We start from the raw sequence: 22,133 nt of genomic DNA, 5'->3' as shown, positions 1-22,133 counted from the left end.
TGTGACATGAGACAAGATATCAACTTTTTTAGTACTTATCTTAGTAAAAAAGAACAAAGTAAAAATCAGAATCGCTACGGTTACTTTTTAGGGGGAACAACACTTTTAATTATTTTAGGGGCGTTTATTACACAGTCTGTTCAGGAATTCCGATTATCTTCAAAAATTAATGAGTTAAATGAGGCGTTAAATTCTCCAGAAGTTCAAGAACAAATCGCTGAATCTGATCGCATCTATGAAATGTTAGAAATATTAAATCAATACGATCAAGAGTTAAATATTTTAGTTGATAATATTACATCTCGTGATTTGATTACTACGCAGTTACTCAATCAAATTAGTTCAACGATTCCTTCTGATGTTACATTTAGTGGTTTAAGTATTAATGATACAACCATTACGATGCAAGCGAGTTCACAGTCTCGAACAGCCATCGCTGAGGTACAATATAATTTGAAACAATTATCGTTTATTAAAGATGTTTATATTGGATCTATTTCAGCTGAATCACCGTATTCCTTTAGCTTAAGTTGTACGATCAATGGAGGTGCTCAGTCATGAAGATGAGTCAACGTGAAAAAAGTCTATTAATGATTGTTTCATGTGTGTTAGTAGCTGTTCTTTATTTTCAATTTATTTTTAGTCCTAAACAAAATAAAGTTAATCAGTTAGAAAATGAGTTGTTTGATGTTCAAACAAGATATGATCAAGTGATGGAGAATATTAGTTCACTTGAATCAAGAAAAGACAAAATAAAAAAAATAACAGCTTCAGTTAGTGAAACGACATCAGTATTATATCCAACCCTGATTCAAGAAAAAATTATTTTAGCTTTAGATGAACTAATCAATGAAACTGGTATTGCTGCAACCATCGGTTTCTCTCAAATCTCAGCACAAGCCGTTCAACCGTTTACCGGTGGGACGTATGAATTACCACAGAGTTCTTTATCAGTACTTACTAATCAATATTCAGGTTTAACAACTAATGAGCCTGTGGTAGAAGAGGCAATTGATAGTGATAGCGACTCAGCAATAACATCAAATTCAACAGCTGAGATCATGAGTATTGGCTTATCTTTTACAGGGACGTATGAAGTGGTTAAGGCCTTTATTGATGCTATTCAATCATGGGAATACAATTTAGTCTTAAGTAATTTATCGTTAACACCGCTAAACGAAAGTGAAGTTACAGGAAGTACAACACTAGAATTTTATGCGATTCCTAAACTAAGTAATCAAGATCAAGAATACTTAGAATGGACATTAGAAGATACTTATGGAAAAGAATTACCTTTTAGTAGTGGAGCAGCCAGTGGAGCTTATAGTTCAACCATTGAACAATTATTAGCATCAGGCGTAAAAGTTTATGACTTTATGATGTTAGTCCGTTCATCAGCTTCTGATTTACCAGCTGTGACAATTGGAAAAGCATTAGATGAAAGTAGAGACTCTTACTTATTCACAGATAAAAATGAAATTGAACCAATCACCGTGACATTTAAACAAGAGGGTGAGAAGTACTATTATCAATACGAAACAAGTGAAGGGGCTTATCCTTCTAGTGGAGAGTTAGGCGTAGAGTTTACCCCAGTTAATGATACAATCGAAATGCAAATTATGAGTGAGTCACGCTTAGAAGCAACTGATCAAGTTGGAGTTCAACTAAAAGTAAAAAATGAGACGGATTTAGTGGTAAATATTGAGATTAAAGATGATGATACAGAAGCACCACGTGTATCAGTTAATAGTGAAGGATTTACAGTGAATGTTAAAAATAAGTAGGTGAGTTTAATGGAAAACAACTTACAAAAAAGAACGAAAAAGCCAGGGCTTACGCTAATAGAAGTGATTATTAGTGTGGCCCTTTTGGCCATTTTATCTATTCCTATTTTTATAACGGTAAATACAAGTGTGAAACTAAGTCAAAAAACAGAACTAAGTCAACAGGCAACAGTCGTAGGACAGAGAATATTAGAGTACTTAGGATCTGTTAATCATATTACTTTATCGGATTCAACCGTTTTAAATTCAGTTGGTTTAGAATTAGCCTTTTCAAAAGATTCAGAATCTAACATGTTTGTTGCACATGGAAAAACGAAGCAAGAATTTGATATAACAATCGAATTAAAAAATCTAATTCAAAATGACTTAGATGAAGATAGTGGTTCAAGTTCAAATGATTTAATGAAAAATCCTCAATTTATAATTACTGAAAATAACAATCGATTAGTCGTAAATAATAGCGTCCTATTAAATCAACATAAGCTAACTATTGATTCTCAGTTAGTTGCTCAGATTTGTTCTGATGAGATGTCTTGTATAGAATCAGCTTATAATGAAGGGTTAGCGATTGAGGTAAAAGGTGAAATCAATAATAACTACGAGATTTCAGTTGAAAATCAGTCAAATCAATCAGTTAAAATTTATATTCAATTTGAAGAAAATCAACCTAAAAATATAAAGTTTAAAAGAGAAAAAGGGCAAGTAGAGGTTAGCTATTTAACTAAAATGCCTGCCTTAGAACTAGGTGATGGCGAGTTAACGGTTGAATCGATGAACGATTTATATGAAATTGAAGTGATAATTACAAGTGATAAGGTGGATGGAGCCTTATTTAAAGGAAATACAGTGAGTTCTTTAAATATATATGAAAAAGAATAGGAGGGAGAGTAGTGAAAAAGAAGAAAGGATCTTCATTGATAAGTGTTACTGTATTTACAGCTATTATTATTACGGTAGCAGTTACTTCTTTAAGTGTTGTTGCTAATGATTATAAGACGAAGGTGAATGAAAGTAAGAAAGTTGCTAATTTATATGGCGCAGAATCAGGTCTCAATATGGCTTATAACGTGCTAGTAAAAGTCTTTAATTATGCAGTTGATGTAGCGAATCATGAAGTTGAAACTCAATTTGATAGTGAATTGAATTTAGATGAATCTCAAGAACAAAATAACGAAATTTTTCAAGACACGTTTATTAAAGTTTTTGAATCATCATTATCGTCTGATAGTTCGCTAGAGATAGAGAATACAAATATAATAAATTATTGCTTAACTCATCAAGTTTATCCATTGTTCGATGAAAAAGAAGTTATATTTGAACCTTTTGATTTTACATCAAGTGATCAGTTAAGTATTCAGGTCGATCAGAAGAGAACAGATAATAAATTTACATTCACCTTTACTTCTGATTTTAGTTCATCAACTCAAAGTCAACAAAGCAATGAACGTCAAGTTAGTGTCAAATATCATATTTATGTACCGACTTATCAAGGTGTAATTAAAGAAAATATATCGGTTGTAACGATTGAGAATTTTCCAGTCGTTAGTGATAGTGTCGTTAATATTGATAAAAATGCGAGCTTAACTGGTAATATCCAAATTAAAGGGAATTTACGCGCAAAAGGTAGTGAGTTATTAGACAGTAATGATGTTGTTTACGGAAAGTATCAGAATGGTATTCAAATGAATAATGGAAGCTTAAGGATAGAGGGGAATATGGTTACAAATGAGACTCTGTCATTACATCAAAAAGCTAATGTTGAAATCACAGATGATATTCTAGCTAGAAATGTTTATATAGGAAAAAAACAAGTAGTCGAAGAGCCCACAGAGGCAAACTTATCAGTTAGTGGAAGTGTACTATTAGATAACGATTTAGTAGTTAATGTTCAACCTCAACCTAATGACAGCCAATCATCCACAGTTACATTGAAAAATTTATATGGGTTAAATGATAAAAATATTTATAGTGTAGAAAAAAGTCAACCTATTAAAGAGTCTAGTAGTTTAATTGTTAATAGTGAGGGAGCTAGTGTAACTGTAGAAGAAGAGACATATTTATCAGGTGTAGCTTATATTGATACAAAAGATGAACCTTATCAAACAGGTGAATCAGTAGCCATTCGAGGAAATTATCTCGTATATAGCGAAATTCTACCTGGATATGAAAGTAGAGTACAAATGAAATATTATAACCCTTTACTACTAGTTGAAAGTATTGATCGTGAATCCTCTATTGACAAAAAAGCCAGTTATTTTGTGGAAGCAAGTGAAAAAGGTCAACTAAAGTTAAGTGACGGAGGAGTTAGTTTAAATCCTGAACAGACTTACACTGTTGGTGCTGCGATTAGTAACGATCAAGTTATTAACTCTAATATGCCATTAGATCCAGACGATCCCAAAAGTAAGAATTTAGAAGCTAAGAAAGTTCAATATGCTTCTCATGTTTATAACATGGGAATGACAGCTACTAAAGATAATTATGAAAAAGGATCAGTGATAAAGACGGTAGCAAACCAAATCAACTTTAATCACACTACATTTTTAAAAGAAATATCTGATTTTAACCATGCATATGGCAATATTATTTTAAATAAAAATAAAGACATAGATATTTTAATTACTGCACAAGGCGACGGAACAAATAATATTACATATATTAAAAAATGGAATGAGGATAATAAAGAGAATAAAGAAAATGTCCAAACGATAGATGGAGTTACTAAAGCACTGATTATCACAAATGGTGATGTGAAGTTAGTCGGAAATGTTCAGTTAACAGGAAATATTATTTCAGCTGGCAACCTTGAAATTGATGAAAGTAATAAAGATAGCGGCAACATTGAATTAATTTTTGATAAGGAAGTCACTCAACAAATGATTGCTGCTAATTATAAAGACTTAGAGGGAATTTTTAAAGTAGATTCCGTTTTTTACGATACCACAAAAGTTGAAGTTGTTGACGGATTTGATCTCGGAGATATTCAAACGAATTATTATCCTGAAGACTATATTCGTGCCGGACGATGGCAGTTACTGAAATAGTGGTGGAAAATATGAAAAAGTTTAATAAAAAAAGAGGATTAACTCTTATTGAAATTATTATTGCAATGGCAATTATGGCTATTATCGGTGGAGTAGTTACAACCATGACCATAAGTAATAATAAAATTTTAAGTAAAGTAGATATGAAATCTGAACTTCAAATGGAAGGTCAAATCATTCAAACACAATTAACGAACGTTGCGTTAGAATCAAAGGGTATTTATGATGTTGATTTTATAGAAAATACTGATCAAATTCGTTCAATAATGCTTGATGATGGAGAATATCTACATGAATTTATCATTTCAGGTAATGAATTGATTTATCAAAAATTAAAAAATAATGATATTTTACAAAAGAGAATTCTTTCGTCAAATATCTCAACTATTCAAGTGATTCCATCAATAGAAGATGATTTAATAAAATCAGATCATATGGAGTTTAACATTAACTTAAGTATGAAGCGCGGAACAGAAATTGTTAATTATCATGTTGATAATTATATTGTTTTTAGAAACTTTAAGAAGGAGGGGGAAGGGTGAAACAACGTTATTTAACAATTCTTTTTAGCATATTAATGACAATATTATGTGTAGTCATTACTCCCGTTAAGGCAGATGAACAAATAAATAATACTAAAGATGTAAGTTCTTTAGAAAAACTTAAGCCTCACATTGATTTTACTTATTTAGGGATAACACCAAGTAATCCAATGGTCGGGCAAGAATTCACAGTACGATATAAATTGACACCACAACCATTTCAACATAACATTTCTAAACCGAAAGAGATTGTATTGGTATTAGATGGTTCAGGGAGTATGAGTGGAACAAAATTAGAAAATTTGAAGAATGCTGCGGAAGAATTCATTACTAAAATGAGAGAGGTAGATAATTTAAAAGTTGCTATTGTTGTTTTTTCAAGTAATGGAACCATAAATCCAATTAGTGTAAATGGAACAAAATCTTTGAAATCAGTGGATAGCTCACAACATAGTGTTCCAAATTATACTTCTTTTACAGATGAATACTTTTTAGATATTCAGGATCCTCGATTAATAACGATGATTGATAACATAAAGGCTCAAGGAGGGACTAATACTGGAGATGGATTAAGAAAAGCTGAGTATTTATTAGGTCAGAAAGGTGATTCAACAGCGAATAAAACTATCATTTTGATGTCAGATGGATTACCTACATTTTACTCTGGAAGTTCGCAAAGTGAAAAAAATTACTATACAGAATTTAAAGATGATAGTGTAGGTAATTTCAAAACAGATCGGAAGGGAAAAGTTACTTATTATTCTCCTTATTTAAAGGGAACAGGAACTGATAGTAATGAATCCAATGTTACCACATCTACTGAATATGCTAAAAAAATAGGAAACATTATTCGTAGTAATAATTATAATATTTTTTCTATAGGTTATGAATTAGGAGATAGCAATTCAATAGCAAATCAAAAACTTAAGGAAATTCACACTTCAATGGGAGGTATCGTAACCGGAGATAATAATACGTTTTTTGCTTCTGATGAGGGAGCTATTGATACTGTATTTACAAGGATTGCAGAACAATTAATCAAGAGCTACTCTTTTAATGATGCACAGTTAAATTTAGAATTACCGGACTCAGTGACATTGTTAGAAGAAACGGCTGTTGTTAATGGGATTAAAATTGATCCAATTGTTTATGAGCTAGGAGAAAATAATTGGTATCACGCCCCAGAGCAATTTATAGAATTTAAAATAAAAGTAGATGCTGTTGGAGATATAAAAATCTTTAATCCAGATACAAGGTTAACCTATACTGATATATCTGGAAATAAGCAGTCTATTCCTATCGAAAGTCCTACGATTACGATTGCACCCTTCGATGTTGATTCATCGAATAAACTTCAACTTGATTTTCAGTCCTTATCAAATGGATACTTAATTGGAGATACAGCGATAGCCCGTGTAACAGCTATTCGACCTAATGTTAATAATATTAAGTTTAATAGGTTGAACTTTACAGTTAATTCGATTCCAAGTAATTTACAATTAGTTGGGGAAGATGTAACACTGAATTTTGGTACGGTTACTCAAACGGCAAGTTTAGACTATAAATTCATTATTAATGATGACTCAAATATTACATATGAAAATTTGAAACAATATGAAGTAGATGGTTCATATAACTATGAGATTAAACAGGGAGATAGTAGTAAAACAGAGAGTGGAAGTGGTTCAACTATAATCAATGTAAAAAGGGGACAGATTAGAGTAAAAGTTATTGATGAAGCGGAAGCTAATATTTCCCAGTTATCTACAATTTCTATCAAAGGGTCTAACTATCAAGGTATTTATCAAGATGGATATATTATCTTTGATACAATTCCATCAGGAAATTATGAACTATTATTAGAACAATTACCCGAGGGATTACAAATTTCTGAAGAAAATCGTAATGCAAAAGTTATGATTAACTTTGATCGTAATATCGGTGAATATATATTCCAGGTAGAGGGAGTTTATGAGGAGGAACATCCAAGTGTTAGCCCTATTGTGAAGGACTCAATAAGTATATTAGAGATTCAGCCTGCGGATAGTTTCACGTTAACTACAAATTCTGATGGAAGTAAGATTAGAACCGGTAAAGAGGATGGCACGATAAAGGTAAATAATAATGAATATAAAGTTAGTATTACTCATACGTCGATGCCAGAGTTTATTGGTAAGGCAGAAAAGATAGATGGAAAGTACGATATTGTTGTATTAGGACGTTATGTCGATCCTAGTATTACTAACTCTAATGATGAGCTTAATCAATATAGATATCGTGACTACTATTATGATCGTGGCGATAATAATGAGGAAAATGATATTACAGTTCGAAAAGCTAATGAATTAATTGAGTTCATGAATAAGAATCAACTTGTCTATATTGACTCAAATATTATTAATAATACTACAAACTCAAATTCTGATTATATGAAGACCAACCTTTATAAAATATTCTCTACTGATCAAAATAGATCGCAAAAAAATTTAAAGACTAACTTTACAACTTCTAAGGAGTCAGGAGCCAATATCGTTACATTACAGCAAGTTATTAAAGATTATATTTCTCTAGATCCGAAAGAAAAAGGATTTACGATAAGTCTTATCGATCCAGTACCTAATGATATAACAACAGATGATATTAATGCAGTTGATGGAAAAGCAGAAAACCGTAATCGTTATTTAGATTTAACAGTCAGAAATGCTGATAATTCAAAAGAAAATGTAACTTTAAATCTTTACTTAGATTTAAATGGTGATGGGCTATACAGTGAAGATGAAATTGCAGTTAGTAGAGATCACCTAGCTTTACCCCTTGAAAATTATAAGTTAGATTTTTCTATTCATCCTGATTTTATAGGGTTATTAGAGTGGAAGTTGGAGGTTATACGAGAGGATACTAATCAAACAAAAACATATTTAACGGGAAGTAACTTTTTCCATAGGCTAACAGAAGAAAAAAAGAAAATCAATGTACTACAGATTACTGCTCAAGGTATTTATGATGAAGTAGATGGAGAAGGTAATACTGATGAGGATAAAAATTATCAAGTATTAAATCTAAAAAGTAATGATGATTTTACTAATCTGTTATCAGCAGTAGAATTAAAAGACTATGATATTACAATTGATATCATATATTATGAACAATATATTAAGTATTTAAATAGTTCAGATGATGAGCTAGATGAGTCTAAGCTAAAATTTAAGTATTTAAATGGATACTATGATATGGTTATTTGTGGTTTTCAAGACGTGTATGGTAGGAACGCATTTGGTGGCGACAATAATGATAAAGACAAAAGTAAATACTCAGATTCTCTAAAATTCGTAGATTCTCTAATTGAATTTGTCAGAACTGGGCAAGGGTTAATGTTGACACATGATACAATTGAAAAGAATAGTACTCCTATTATGTTTAATACATTTCGTGTTTTTTCAGGACAATCACGTTATCCAACTATTTCAGATGGAGAGATAGTTAATGATTTTAATGGTGATAAAATTAATTATGATCAAAATACTAAAGGTACTAATACTAATGGGCTAACTATTTGGGGATTAATGGGGGATAGTGAAGGTGCTACTAACTCAATGTCGACTGGTGTTTATCAAACGAATAATGCTTTAATTACAAGTTATCCATATGTTTTAACTGATGAAGAGGAAGAAGGACTATTACGAATTCGTCGAACACATGGACAGTATTATCAATTGAATTTAGAAGATGAGGAGGTAATTCCTTGGTATAGTTTCTCACCTAATAACAAAGGAGAAAATGGAGGAAGGCGCCCCCAGTTTAATACATGGATTAACAGTGTAAATCCTTACGATGTAAGAAATAATTATTATACGTATTCAAGAGGAAATATTACTTTTTCAGGGACGGGTGAACAACGAAGGGAGTATATTCATTATCCTAAATCTGAATTAAAACTATTTGTTAATACAATTATTAAAGCTGAACGTGGAGCCAATCATCGCCCGACTGTTGAAGTTCAAAATATAGAAAATGAACAACAAATCTCGTTATCTCAAAATAAAATTGAGTTCAATGTTATTCCACGTGATATTGATTTAGACTTAATGGATGTTACAATTGAGGTAAGTGCTTGTAAAGATAATAAATGCTCAGTAGTAGGAACTCCAATCATTTATAAAAATCAGAAAGATAATGAAAGTTTTCAAGTGACTTTAGATCAAGTTCTTTTATCTCAAGTCTCAACTGATACTAATCAATTAAAGATAAAAGTTTATGCTGTAGATGAGCATGAAGCTAAATCAGAAGAAGTTATTAAAACTTTAGAAATTGTTGATTTAGATTTATTAACCGTTTCATTATCACCTCAAGATGGAAATACTGGTTTTCTTGTAGGAGATACGATAGATTTAGTTGCTAACTTTTCAAAATCAGAAAACTATAATAGTAAGTATACGAGCTTAAATTATAATCTAAGTTTAATTCCAAGCTCTCTCCAATTAATTGGTGAATCTAATAGAAATCTAGGAGAATTAACAAATCAATTTGCTGAAACAATCTATAAACTAGTCATTAAAGAAAATTCAGCTTTTTCACCTTCAAATACTATTTCACTTAAAGTAGAAGGAAAGAGTAGTTATTGTATTAATTCATGTACTACCACTATTACTGGAGATCAATCCTTAACATTAGGGATAAAAAAAGGGCAAATTAGAATTAAACTTATATCAGAACAATTTAGTGAGCAATTGTTACAAACTAAATTAACCGTTCAAGGGAAAGATAACAATAAAGAATGGACAGTGAAACCTAATAGTGCTGGTGAATTTGTTGTTGATAATGTACCTACAGGTAAGTATTCATTGGAAGTTGAGTTACCGGATGGATTGAAAAACCTTGAAGTAATCCAACAAAGTGGAAATGAGAATAAAAATGTTGATTTGAAGAAAGGATTACAGTTTGAGATTAACTATGAAAAGAATATTTATGAAGGTAATTTTATTTTTATTGAACCACAAACAGATATTAATCACGGATTGTATGGTGGATTAGATGAAAGTAATAATCAATTTAAAATCATTCCATCAGAAGTTACACAATCTGGAGAAGATCTTCGTAAAGAGTTTGTAGGGGGCTCAACAGTTAATTTTGCTGGAATATTTACCTATAAATCTTCATTACAGTCTGTTCAGTTATTAGTCGATAAGGCATTTAATATTTCTGAAAATAATGTTAAAGCCTATAAAATTTTAACAACGAATAGTGGAGTAAAACTTGAAGAAATTCAAAATGTGGAGGTTTATTCCGCAAGACAGCAATCTAATGATCTAATTATGTTTAATTTTGTTAATAAAATTCCAATAAACACTCCAGTTTTAATACACTATAGTGTAAAAGTTCCTGATATTAACAACGGTATTTATACGAATACATTAAGAGTTGGAACTAAAGAGAAATCAACAAGTATTAAATCTATTAAACAAATTAATGAAGATAAGACTGAAAACTTACCATACTTATTCTAATTTAAAAAACTACGTCAGTTCATGACGTAGTTTTTCGTATGAAGGAAGGATAGAGAAATGAAAATTAATGATATTCTAACCGAAGCGATTCATTTAAAAGCTTCAGATATTCATATTACAGTAGGTTTACCTACGATGATTCGTTTGCGAGGAGAGCTAACGCCTTTAAATGATGAGGTGATGACACCTAGTTTAGTTAATCAATTAGTTAAAGAAATTATTCCCGATGAACATTTTAGTAAGTTCGAATCGGAGTTGCAGTTAGATTTTTCGCATAGTATTTCAGGCGTTTCTCGTTTTCGTGTGAATGCTTATCATCAACGAGGGCAATGTGCTTTAGCAATCCGACCTATTCCAAGTCAAATTCCAACCTTAGAAGAACTAGAATTACCGCTAGGACTCAAGGGATTGGTTGAAAAACCTAGAGGGTTAGTACTAGTAACAGGTCCAACAGGTTCCGGGAAATCTACGACATTAGCTGCTATGATTAATCATGTGAATCAAAATTTTCATAAGCACATTATTACACTCGAAGATCCGATTGAGTTTCAACATCGTCATCAAAAGTGTATGATTAATCAGCGGGAAATTGGTTCGGATGTTTATGATTTTAACCAAGCTTTACGAGTCGCTCTTCGTCAAGATCCAGACATTATTTTAGTTGGAGAAATGCGAGATTTAGAAACCATTCAAATTGCTTTAACAGCAGCGGAAACAGGACATCTTGTGATTGGAACGTTACATACGTCATCGGCCGCTTCAACGATTGAACGTATTATTGATGTTTTTCCAGCTGAAAAACAAAGCCAAATTCGGATGCAGTTAGCTGGAAGTTTAGTGGGAGTCGTGGCGCAACGTTTATTTAAACGTCAAGATGCAGATGGACGACGCGCTGCTTGCGAGATTATGATTAATACGCCAGCTATTGCTAATTTAATTCGTCAAGAAAAAGTTTATCAAATTCCAAGCGTCATTCAAACGAGTCGTGATGTTGGGATGCAAACGATGGAGATGGCCATTAATGAATTATTAATGTATGGGGTAATTAATGTTTCAGATGCAAAAGGTTATTTAGATTAAAAGAAACATTATCTACGATGCGTATTTACTTCATAGAAGGGAGCTTTATGAATGAGTTTGATTTATTTGTTAGTTTTTTTTATTGGAGCTTGTTTGGGATCCTTTTATCACGTCGTAGGGTATCGGATGCCGATTGGTGAGAACTGGGTGAGTGATCGTTCCCGCTGCCCAGGTTGTTCGCATGAGCTTCGTTTTTATGAGTTGATCCCGATTTTTTCTTATCTTTTTCAAAAAGGAAAATGTCGAAACTGTCAGATGAAAATTAAACCGATTTATTTATTATCTGAAATTTTTTCAGGTCTTTTATTTGTGTTTCCTGTTTGGTTTTATGGACTTGATGGGTTTCACTCAGGAGCCATTTATATTGCTTGGGCCTTCTTATCGATGTTAATCATTATTACGGTATCTGATCTTTACTATCAGTTGATTTTAGATAAAGTGCTACTATTTTTTGGAGCCGTACTCATCATTCTTTATGTCATTTATCCTGATTATCACTTAACTGATGGGTTAATAGGAGCGGGCGTTGGTTTTTTAACGTTATATGGTGTTGGTTTACTCGGACAATTTTTATTTAAGAAAGAGGCACTTGGTGGTGGAGACATTAAGTTATACGCAGTAGTCGGATTCGTGCTAGGAATTTCTAATACTTTTTTATCGATCTTTTTAGCAGCGATATTAGCTTTGATCTATCTATTATTTTTTGTCAAAGATAAAACAAAACCGATTGGATTTGGTCCTTTTATTGCGATCGCATCTTACATCTGCTTTTTTTATGGAACAAGTTTTTTAAATTGGTATTTTCATTTATTTATCTAACAAAAAGACGTGGTAAATTCCCACGTCTTTTTGTTAACCAATTTTCCCCTAGTGACAATTCATGCATAGACGGAGTATGTTATATAGAGTGTTCGACTGTATTCGACACTGAAAATGAAGCTTATTTTATGACATGAATTGACATAGAGAGGAAGTATGAAATGGAGACAGAGAAGATAAAGAATAAGCGATATTGGCTTATTTTTTATGTATTATTTTCAAGTATTTATTTTGTTTGGCGCATCTTTTTCACCCTTCCTATTGGCTACGGATGGTTTGCGTTTAGTTGTGGACTATTGCTATTAGTGATTGAGATTTTTGGAATGGGAGAGTTTTTTATTCACTTTTTAAACGTCACAAAACTCGTCGTTCCAGTGAAACCCGAGATAAAAGATGAGCGTTTATACCCAGATGTGGATATTTTCATTGCGACCTATAATGAGTCGGAAGAACTGCTTTATAAGACGATCATAGGGTGTAAAAATATGCGTTATCCTGATTTGAATAAAGTCCACATTTATTTATTAGATGATGGGCGTCGACCGACGATTAAGCAATTAGCTAAGAGACTCGGGGTTGGCTATTTAACGCGTGATAATAATGAACATGCCAAAGCAGGAAATTTAAATCATGCCCTGAGTCAAACGTCATCACCGTATATTGTGACACTGGATGCAGACATGATTCCGATGAAAAACTTTTTAATGGAGAGTTTGCCATTTTTCATTGAAAATGAAATAGGGCGTCAAAAGCTTCGTGAACAAGGGATTAAGGAAAAAGAGTTACCAAAACCTTTAGGATTTATTCAACTTCCACAGGTATTTTATAATGCGGATATTTTTCAGTATTATTTATACTCAGAAGATCGAATTCCAAATGAGCAGGATTATTTTTATAAAGATATCCAGCTCGGGAAAAATTCAAGTAACTCGGTGATTTATGGGGGATCAAATACGGTTTTATCTCGAAAAGCACTTGAAGACATTGGGGGATTTGTAACCGGAATTATTACAGAAGATATTGCGACAGGGATGCAAATTCAACGAGCAGGATATCTTTCGTACGCCATTGACTCGATTCAAGCGTCCGGACTTGCAGCTCACGATTTAGAAGGAATTTTAAAACAACGCAATCGTTGGGCACGAGGATGTATTCAAACGTTTCGTCGTTATTGTCCGTTATTTGTGAGTGGGTTGAGTTTTAAACAACGCCTGAATTATACAAACGCTATTTTTTATTGGTATAACAGTTTAAAACGATTCTGTTACTTGCTAGCCCCTATTTTATTTGCTGTTTTTAATGTGTTAGTCGTCAAAGCAACCTTGATCCAAGTACTTATCTTTTGGCTACCGATGTATGTCATTACCCTTATGACACTGCGCCGTTTTTCAAGAAATGTTCGCACGATGAAGTGGACGAATGTGTATGAAACGATTTTAATGCCATCACTGCTGCCTGCTATTTTACTTGAAAGCATCGGAATTAGTATGAAAAAATTTGAAGTGACACGTAAAGATAAAACGATGGTTCATAAAAATTCTGATGTCTTAAAGTTAGCCGTTCCTCATTTGATTTTAATGGTCTTAACGGTAATCGGAATGATGCGCTGTATTTATTATCTATTCACACCCGATTGGAGTAGCTATGTCGTTGTGCTTCTTTGGTTAAGTATGAATAGCTACTGCTTATTGATGGCGATTTTCTTTATTTTAGGACGTCCGATGCAACGATTAAGTGATCGATTTAAAATGGAAGCAACTGTAACAATCCATGTTGATGATGAAATTTATATGTTTGATGTGTATGATGTGTCAGAACATGGGGTTTGTCTACTTTCAACGTTTCCCTATTATATATCCGAGGAAAAAGCGCATCAGCTGACCTTAAAGCGAGATGAATACACCGTAAATTTTGAAGCAGAATTACTTCGTGTGGATTCATCACATGATTATCGATATGTCTTTAAAATAAAACGAATGACAGAAAAAAATTATCAAGAATTTATTAAACTGTTATATGACCGTGTCCCACACTTACCGGATCGCATTTTAGATTCAAGTATTATTAATGACATCAAGCTCAACATTTTTGAACGTCAAAAAACATCGAAGGAGTTTTTAAGAAAGCGACCACGTGTTGCTTTATCAAAAACATTTGTCACAAAGACAGGTGAACAAGTGAAAGCGATTAATTTTAACTATCAATACTTCTTATTTGATTTAGATGAAGAATTACCAGAAGTAGAGATTCCTTTATTCACTCATCCACAGATCACGCTTAAATGTGAGGCGATTCAGACAATCACGCGTGAAGATGGAACGTACTATTTATATGAAATAAAAAATGCTAAAGACATTCCTTCAGTCATTTGGCATCAAGAAGTGTCTTACTGGTTAAAATCATAAAAAATCCCAGTTAAACTGGGATTTTTTATATCGCATGAAGATTTAAATCAGCAATGGGTTGTGCAAGTGAAGGCGTCAGTAAAGGAACAGACTCTTCACTTAAAGGTAACCACTTATAGTAATCATGTTCAGAAGATAACGTAATGTCACCTTTTATCACTTCACATAAGTAGATGACCCCCATAATTAAGTAATCATCGTTAATAAAGTCCCAATGATGTAAAAGTCGGACGGGTTTAATGACAAGAGAGGTTTCTTCTAATACTTCACGACATAATGCTTCTTCGGCACTTTCGTTAACTTTCATTTTTCCTCCAGGAAGATCAAAATATTCACAGTGAGCACTCACTTTATGAAGAGCCAAAAATTCATGATTTTTAATGATTAAACCTTTAACTGAAAAATTAATTTGTGTCATCATCCCACATCCTTTCTTTAACGTTAAACACAGTATATGCAGTTTGTCAGAAAAAAATGTCAGAATGTGAGTTCATTTTGCTAAAGTCATAAAAATAGTGTAAAATAGATACGAATCAGTAAATTTTGGACACAAACGTTCGATTGAACAAATAGGTGTCTAAATAGGCAGAAACTTTTGCTAGGTCGCTGGTATCAGTGACGATATTTGATAATAAAAGGACGTGAAGACATTGGCATTAACAGCTGGAATCGTTGGTTTACCGAACGTCGGAAAATCGACATTATTCAATGCAATTACTCAAGCTGGAATCGAAGCAGCTAACTATCCATTCGCGACAATCGACCCAAACGTAGGTGTCGTTGAAGTTCCGGATGAGCGTTTAAATAAATTAACAGAATTAGTCAAACCTAAAAAAACTGTTCCAACAACATTTGAATTTACAGATATTGCAGGTCTTGTACGTGGAGCAAGTAACGGAGAAGGATTAGGAAATAAATTCTTAGCTAACATTCGTGAAGTAGACGCGATCACACAAGTCGTGCGTTGTTTTGAAGATGGAAATATCATTCACGTTGAAGGATCAGTGGATCCAATTCGTGACGTTGAAGTCATTAACTTAGAGTTAATCTTAGCTGATATGGAGCAAGTGGATCGTCGTTTAGGACGTTTAGCTAAACAAGCGAAATCAGGAGATAAAGCAGCAAAAGCTGAACAAGCTGTTTTAGAGAAAGTGAAAGAAGGATTCGATCAAGAATTACCGGCTCGTGCGTTAGAGTTAGACGAAGATGAATTACAAGCCATTAAACATTTACAATTATTAACGTTAAAACCGATTTTATATGTGGCTAACGTCGGTGAAGATGATTTAATGGCTGGAGAAGATAACGATTATGTAAAAGCTTTACAAGAGTATGCTGATCGTGAAGGTGCAAAAGTGATTAAAGTTTGTGCACGTATCGAAGAAGAAATTTCTCAATTAGAAGACGAAGAAAAAGCAGCGTTCTTAGAGGAATTAGGAATCAAAGAAAGCGGATTAGATCAATTAATTCGTGAGGCTTATGACTTATTAGGATTAGCGACATACTTTACAGCTGGTGTTCAAGAAGTTCGCGCATGGACATTCATTAAAGGAATGACAGCTCCACAATGTGCTGGAATTATCCATAGTGACTTTGAACGAGGATTTATTCGCGCTGAAACGGTATCTTATGATGATTTATTAAAATACGGTTCAGAACAAGCGGCACGTGAAGCGGGACGCTATCGTTTAGAAGGAAAACAATACATCGTGCAAGATGGAGATGTTATGTTATTCCGTTTTAATGTTTAAAAAATTGTTTCATTGAATAAATTTTAAGTGATTGAAACAATAATAAATAGGATTCATCATTAATAACAATTAAAATTTGTCATGATATCCACAACTAGATGTTGATGATGAAGTCAGATAGGCACGTTTGAGAATGTGCCTATTTTTATACATCATACACACTACAAATTGTTACAAGATAAATTTATTTTGTCTTGCTATGATGGTTTATGATGTGCTATAATATATGACTGTGAGTAATAAGACTATTACTCCTTGCCCATAGATGGGCCGTCTAGACCAAGAGGAGGTGCAATATAATGAGAAAATACGAAATTATGTACATCGTTCGTCCTAACTTAGAAGAAGAAGGACGCAAAGCAGTAATCGAAAACTTCAAAAACATGTTCACTAACATGGGAGCTGAAATCGTTGAATTAAAAGAGTGGGGTATGCGTGAATTAGCATACGCTATCGAAGATTTCACAAAAGGTTACTACGTAGTAATGACAGTTAACTCTTCAATCGAAGCTAAAAACGAATTCGATCGTTTAGCTGGAATCAGCGAAGATGTTATCCGTTACATCGCTATCAAAGAAGAAGAATAATATTTTAAGTACTAAGTGAGGGTGGTATAAATGATTAATCGCGTTGTTTTAGTAGGGCGATTAACTCGTGATCCAGAACTAAAGTATACAACTAACGGTATCGCTAATTTGCGATTCAGTATTGCGGTTAATCGCACTTTCACTAGTCAAAATGGAGAACGTCAAGCAGATTTTATCAACTGTGTTGCATGGCGCGGTCAAGCTGAGAACATGGCTAAGTTTTTACGTAAAGGATCTCTTATCGGAGTGGAAGGACGTATTGAAACAGGTAGCTATCAAGCTCAGGATGGCTCAATGCGCTACACAACAGATGTTGTTTGCGATAGTGTGCAGTTCTTAGAACCACGCTCTGCATCTGCTGATCGAGGAAACTTTGGAGCACAACCATCACAAGACTTCGGTGGAGGTTTTGGAGGAGGATACGGTGGAACACCATCATTCCAACCTCAAGCACCTGCATCAAATCCTTTTGGTGGAAATCCATTTGGAGGAGCGCCAAGTCCAGATCAAGGCTTCACAAATCCATCTCAATCATTTAATAATGAGCCTGATTTTAGCTCAACTATTAATATTTCTGATGATGATTTACCATTTTAATTTTTAGATAAAAGATAAATAAACAATTTTAAAAGATGTTAGGAGGAACTATCATGGCTCAATTCCGTCGTGGAGGACGTCGTCGTCGTAAAGTTTGCTATTTCACAACAAACAAAATTACGAAAATCGACTATAAAGATGTAGATTTATTAAAACGTTTCGTATCTGATCGTGGAAAAATCTTACCTCGTCGTGTAACAGGAACAAGCGCTAAATACCAACGTGAATTAACAGTTGCTATTAAACGTGCTCGTCACATGGCATTATTACCATTCTCTGCTGAATAGTAATAACACTTGTTTACAGAGTGGCGCGGGCTTCGCGCCATTTTTTTATAAAATATTAGCTAACCTTTATTATTCGTCAGGTGATGTAAAAGAAACTTTCGTTTCTTCTGACGAATCTCGCAACAGAGATATTTGCATCAGGGCCCAATTTTTAAGTTTTAACCAAGGTTGTCTCGCTTGAGACAGCCTTTTTTTTATTTTCTTAATGAATTATTATTAAGTATTATTCACAGCTGGAATGTTTAAATTCATTTGTTCATTGGTAATACCGTTTTAATTGTCTGATTATGTAAGAGATGATATGCGATATCATTAAAATTTATTAAAAGTTTTAATTTTTTTTTTGAATTCATTAAAAAATAAGGTGATAAAGAGCAACGTTAGTCTATATTATTAATCATGCGTAGAAATATCCTAAACTATTCATTAGGATGTAAATTTGACTATACAGACGAAAATGATTTCTGATTTTGAAAGTTGGGTGTTCATTAGGGTGTACATTCGAATGTGAAAACATTTCTGTTTCCATATAAAGAGTTTAGGTCATATAAAAAAGAACAGGAGATTTCCTGTTCTAATTCATTATTTTTCTTCTTCAGTGTTTTCTTGAACATCAGCAATAACTTCACATGGTTCAACTTTCATTGTTGAACGATCTAATAAATAAGTATCTGTGCAGCAGCTCATATCTTCTGTTAAGTGTGCATCACTTAATAAACGAAATGGATTATAGCTATTATTTTTTTCCATATGTCTCACTCCTATTAAAACATTATAATCAAATAGTTACAATTTAATTATATACCGATAATAAAAAAAATTAAGTCTTTTTTTAAAACTTTTATAAATTGTGGATAAGGAAAAGGAACCGATTAGGTTCCTTTTTTGATTTATGAAAAAGATAAATAATAAATGCTAGCTAAGTTATTTATATTAAAATGTGATAGAAAGCAAGAGTTAAGTGAAAGGATGAAGGGTTATAGGTAAAGGTTATTATGATAGTGGATATGAAAATAAATAACTTAGAATATAAAGGTCTGAATATTTGATGTAAAATGATCGTTGAATTGAGTTGGATGAATGAGATAAGAGTACTTTAAAAATGGTACGTGTCTAGTTTGGTAGTAGTCGTTGTGTGGTTTAGATAACTCGAAATACTTTAGGATCTAGTAGAGTAATGATATAAAATAGTTTTAATGATTATTGTAGTATTGTTGTGTATAAAAATGGATGGATGTAGTGAGAAAAATGCTAGATAGAGTGCTGTCGATTTTATTATGAGTCACTTCATGTTATAACGTTAGTTAGTTTAGGAGTAGTGTGTGTTAGTTAATATGTAAAGGAAGGTTAGTGGATGGATATGCTATCTTTTGGTGTGTGAAGTAGAGTGATGTGATTGGATAGTTATTACAAAGTTAGTAGAAAGACTGGAAGGGGGATGGGATAGTTTTAAAGCGTGTAGTAAGATATAAAATTCAAAGATAGAGTAATTAGGATAAGAAATATTAAATGTATTGGAGGAAGTATGAAGTTTATTTTAAAAGAATTAGTATTAGAATAAGAGTGAGTGTAGGAGGATGTTAGTGTGAAAGTGATAGGATGTGAAATGTTAGATATAGTGGAAAAATGATTAGTATTAGGATAAGAGTGAGAGAGTTAGTAAGTAGTAGATGTATGATAGAGGTTGTACTGGAATAAAAAGTGCAAGGATAGAGTGATTGTAGAAGGATGTTAGTGTCAAAGTGATAGGATTTAAAGGATTAGTATAGTCGAGGAATTATGCGATTTATTTTAAAGTAAATAGTGTCAGAATGAACGTGGGATAGTTAGTAAAGCAGTAGGTGTGTGATAGAGGTTGTAGTGGAATAAAAGTTCAGGTATAGAGTGAGTGTAGGAGGATGTTAGAAAGTGATAGGATATGAAGTGTTAGATGTAGTGGAAGGTGTTTGTAGTATATCTTAAAATGATTAGTATTAGGATAAGAGTGAGAGAGTTAGTAAAATAGTAGGTGTGTGATAGAGGTTGTAGTGGGATAAAGGGTTCAGGTATAGAGCGAGTGTAGGAGGATGGTAGTAATTGATAGGATATGAAATGTTAGATGTATTGGAGGAAGTATGGGTTTTATTTTAAAAGGAGTAGTATTAAGATAAGAGTAAGATAGTTAGTCAAGTAGTAGATGCGTGATAGAGATTGTAGTGGGATAAAGGGTTCAGGTATAGAGCGAGTGTAAGAGGATGTTAGTATGAAGTTAGAACTTTTGTTTTTGAGTAGACGGTGTTTAGTGCGATAAAAGTTGCGCTATAATAAAGAGTAAAGATGTTAGGTCTCAAATATTCAGATGTCTTGATCAAGTTGATAGATGTTAAAGATCGTTAGAAAAAGGAATGAATGATGATGTCTAAATGAAGGAATGTTAAGTTAGTTATGTCAAATGAATAGGATATAAGACAAAGTGATAATAGAAAGAAGTTAGATGGAGGATTATTATTTGCTATGGGAATATCTTTAAGTGTTTGATCAAGAAGCTGCTAGAGTTATGAATGATTGCTTCATTATTTTTTGCATAAGATAAAGTGATGATTTTTATATGGATGGTTAGTTCTAACAGCTGAGAGGAAGATTTGTTTATCAAACCCTCATCTCAATAATAGTTTATTCAGATGAATCTTTTTTGAATGAGCAAATGTAATAGTTGCTAAAAAAAGATGATAATTTTTTTAAAACCCTTTTACGGACACTAAGACAATATATATTATTGGATAAATTGTGGTATAATAAAAATGTTGATTGCCATTTGTAAAGGGGGTCTTTTAGATGAAGACGAGGTCGCTTGTTAATGCGGCAATTATGTTAGCCATTTATATGGTCTTTTTTGTTTTGTATTATATTGGAATCTTACCGACGATCATGTCGATTTTATTACCTATTCCACTCATTATTTACTCTGTCATGACAGAAAAGGTCAGTGATATGATTTGGCTACTAGTTGGATGCTTTATTGGAACTGGATTGTTAGGATCGGTTTATGGATTAGTAGCGACATTAAATTATGGTGTTATGGGAGCAATCATAGGAATTGGAATGTTAAAAAAGTGGCCGTATTGGCAACGACTTTTAAATGCATCGATTATCTCAGTTATTGCTTATCCTTTAATGATTTATGTGTTAAGTGGAATTGGTCTTCAAGAATCTATGACGCAAATGATTCAAGAAGTTTTTGCACAAGTTCAATCGATGGCAGTCTTGCCTGAAGAGAGCTTAACGATGTTAACAACGATGGAGCAATCGATGTTAACTATGTTCACAACGTTATTACCGACGTTACTATTACTTATAGGATTATTAAATGCGTTTGTAACAGATAAGATATCGATTTTTATTCTTAAACGAATGAATTATAAATTACCGACTAGCGGAAATATTCAAAAGTTTCAGTTAGGCGCAACGTTAGCTACTGTTTATATTGGGAGTCAATTCCTTAGTCTATTTGTTTCAAATCACATTATAAATGTCATTTTAATGAATATCATTATGCTTTTAAATACGTTATTCTTAGTACAAGGGCTTGTTGTCGCGATGACGTATTTTAAATCACGTAATCAAAAAGGATTTGGGATATTCATGATCTTTTTAGCGTTAATGTCTAGTTTATCGATGTATATTTCAATTTTAGGAGTCACAGATGCATGGTTTGATTATCGTGAACGTTTTGCTGTTAAAAGGTCATAATGAA

At 32.8% G+C, this 22,133-nt stretch carries 16 protein-coding genes; 14 read left to right on the top strand and 2 right to left on the bottom strand.

The genetic code is table 11. The features are described from left to right. Positions 1-6: 6 nt before the first annotated feature. The 9 genes from JRC48_RS08455 to JRC48_RS08415 all read left to right on the top strand — a co-directional run bounded on the left by JRC48_RS08455 (position 7) and on the right by JRC48_RS08415 (position 15,178). Positions 7-561, top strand: coding sequence for a PilN domain-containing protein (locus JRC48_RS08455; RefSeq protein WP_235069161.1), 555 nt, complete (start codon positions 7-9; stop codon positions 559-561). Continuing rightward, positions 558-1,784 (top strand): type II secretion system protein GspM, encoded by a 1,227-nt coding sequence (gene gspM / locus JRC48_RS08450; RefSeq protein WP_235069160.1) that lies wholly within the window; start codon positions 558-560, stop codon positions 1,782-1,784. Before JRC48_RS08455 ends, gspM begins: the two co-directional genes overlap by 4 nt. Positions 1,785-1,793: 9 nt before the next feature. Then, positions 1,794-2,663, top strand: a complete 870-nt coding sequence (locus tag JRC48_RS08445) for a type II secretion system protein (RefSeq protein WP_235069159.1) — start codon at positions 1,794-1,796, stop codon at positions 2,661-2,663. Between the two features lie 11 nt (positions 2,664-2,674). Next, on the top strand, positions 2,675-4,828 hold the full coding sequence (locus JRC48_RS08440) for a DUF2572 family protein (protein ID WP_235069158.1): 2,154 nt from the start codon (positions 2,675-2,677) through the stop codon (positions 4,826-4,828). Between the two features lie 11 nt (positions 4,829-4,839). After that, entirely contained in the window at positions 4,840-5,370 is a 531-nt protein-coding gene (locus JRC48_RS08435) for a prepilin-type N-terminal cleavage/methylation domain-containing protein (protein ID WP_235069157.1), read from the top strand. Then, complete coding sequence (locus JRC48_RS08430) at positions 5,367-10,874, top strand: DUF5057 domain-containing protein (RefSeq protein WP_235069156.1); 5,508 nt, start codon at positions 5,367-5,369, stop codon at positions 10,872-10,874. The genes JRC48_RS08435 and JRC48_RS08430 overlap by 4 nt, the downstream gene beginning before the upstream one ends. Before the next feature lie 57 nt (positions 10,875-10,931). Next, positions 10,932-11,954: a type IV pilus twitching motility protein PilT gene (locus tag JRC48_RS08425; RefSeq protein WP_235069155.1), complete on the top strand. Its 1,023-nt coding sequence runs from the start codon at positions 10,932-10,934 to the stop codon at positions 11,952-11,954. Positions 11,955-12,005: 51 nt separating this feature from the next. After that, entirely contained in the window at positions 12,006-12,773 is a 768-nt protein-coding gene (locus JRC48_RS08420; RefSeq protein WP_235069154.1) for an A24 family peptidase, read from the top strand. Positions 12,774-12,934: 161 nt separating this feature from the next. Next, positions 12,935-15,178: a glycosyltransferase gene (locus JRC48_RS08415; RefSeq protein ID WP_235069153.1), complete on the top strand. Its 2,244-nt coding sequence runs from the start codon at positions 12,935-12,937 to the stop codon at positions 15,176-15,178. Between the two features lie 25 nt (positions 15,179-15,203). Here the strand turns inward: JRC48_RS08415 and JRC48_RS08410 are convergent, their stop codons facing one another. Continuing rightward, positions 15,204-15,596 (bottom strand): NUDIX domain-containing protein, encoded by a 393-nt coding sequence (locus JRC48_RS08410; protein ID WP_235069152.1) that lies wholly within the window; start codon positions 15,594-15,596, stop codon positions 15,204-15,206. Positions 15,597-15,828: 232 nt separating this feature from the next. Here JRC48_RS08410 and ychF point away from each other — a divergent pair, with 232 nt between their 5' ends. The 4 genes from ychF (at position 15,829) to rpsR (ending at position 18,400) form a co-directional block, all read left to right on the top strand. Continuing rightward, complete coding sequence (gene ychF, locus JRC48_RS08405; protein WP_235069151.1) at positions 15,829-16,929, top strand: redox-regulated ATPase YchF; 1,101 nt, start codon at positions 15,829-15,831, stop codon at positions 16,927-16,929. 299 nt (positions 16,930-17,228) lie between these two features. Further along, complete coding sequence (rpsF, locus tag JRC48_RS08400; protein ID WP_235069150.1) at positions 17,229-17,516, top strand: 30S ribosomal protein S6; 288 nt, start codon at positions 17,229-17,231, stop codon at positions 17,514-17,516. Positions 17,517-17,546: 30 nt separating this feature from the next. After that, positions 17,547-18,113, top strand: coding sequence for a single-stranded DNA-binding protein (locus JRC48_RS08395; protein ID WP_235069149.1), 567 nt, complete (start codon positions 17,547-17,549; stop codon positions 18,111-18,113). Positions 18,114-18,166: 53 nt separating this feature from the next. Continuing rightward, entirely contained in the window at positions 18,167-18,400 is a 234-nt protein-coding gene (gene rpsR, locus JRC48_RS08390; RefSeq protein ID WP_006784586.1) for a 30S ribosomal protein S18, read from the top strand. A gap of 582 nt (positions 18,401-18,982) precedes the next feature. Here the strand turns inward: rpsR and JRC48_RS08385 are convergent. Further along, positions 18,983-19,150, bottom strand: a complete 168-nt coding sequence (locus JRC48_RS08385) for a hypothetical protein (RefSeq protein ID WP_235069148.1) — start codon at positions 19,148-19,150, stop codon at positions 18,983-18,985. Positions 19,151-21,214: 2,064 nt separating this feature from the next. Between JRC48_RS08385 and JRC48_RS08380 the strand changes: the two genes are divergently transcribed. Further along, complete coding sequence (locus JRC48_RS08380) at positions 21,215-22,129, top strand: DUF2232 domain-containing protein (protein WP_235069147.1); 915 nt, start codon at positions 21,215-21,217, stop codon at positions 22,127-22,129. The last annotated feature ends 4 nt before the right edge of the window (positions 22,130-22,133 follow it).

It is taken from the genome of Turicibacter sp. TJ11, assembly GCF_021497505.1.
Lineage (GTDB): Bacteria > Bacillota_I > Bacilli_A > MOL361 > Turicibacteraceae > Turicibacter.
This window is presented reverse-complemented; position numbering and strand designations above follow the sequence as displayed.